The organism is Apilactobacillus sp. EABW-1NA (assembly GCF_030398685.1).
In the GTDB taxonomy this organism is placed as follows: Bacteria; Bacillota; Bacilli; order Lactobacillales; family Lactobacillaceae; genus Apilactobacillus; species Apilactobacillus waqarii.
Genome location: NZ_JAPDKO010000061.1, coordinates 1 through 625, shown reverse-complemented (window position 1 = coordinate 625; position 625 = coordinate 1). Strand labels below are relative to the sequence as shown.

The 625-nt window shown below is 32.5% G+C and carries 1 protein-coding gene; it reads left to right on the top strand.

Annotated features, from left to right (window positions below):
- The first annotated feature begins 65 nt into the window (after positions 1–65).
- Positions 66–551: a hypothetical protein gene (locus tag OEZ61_RS08310; RefSeq protein ID WP_290047389.1), complete on the top strand. Its 486-nt coding sequence runs from the start codon at positions 66–68 to the stop codon at positions 549–551.
- Positions 552–625 lie beyond the last annotated feature (74 nt).

The following is a 625-nucleotide window of genomic DNA, read 5'->3' as shown; positions in this document are numbered from 1 at the left end:
TGGGCGATTTCTTTTGTACTAATCCTTATGGCTATTCATAGTCCAAAAGAGGATGGTGGTAAGAAATGACTATCGACACAATGATTGCGGTAGGTGGTTTTGCTGTTGCAACCGTTTCTGCTTATTCTTCTATGAAGAATGCAAAGAAACAAAATGATAGTGCAGACAGAGAATTCACTGTTGAGTCAATTAAAGAAATCGCTGATAGACAAATCGATTCATATAAGGTTGAAATGCAGGCTAGAACTGAAGATAACGAACGTTCTCAAAAAGAATTAAAAGAAGCTAGATTAAAGTTAACTGACACAATGGCTAGGCTTGATGAAGCTAATGAAAAACTTAGGTTAAATCAAGAAAGTATCAGAAAGATGAATGAAAAGCTTAAAAGTTTAAAGAAGTCATCTGATGAAGTCAAAGATTATTACGAAAAACAAATTACACAGCTTAAAGATGAGAATAGACAACTTAAATCACGTTGCGAATATCTAAAAGCTGAATTAAATAGATACAAAAAAGGGGATATTAATAATGGACTTAACACAACTAATTAACTCAGTAGATCACAAATCACCAATTTACTACATTCTAATTGCAATTTATGTAGTTAGCATGCTTACACCATATT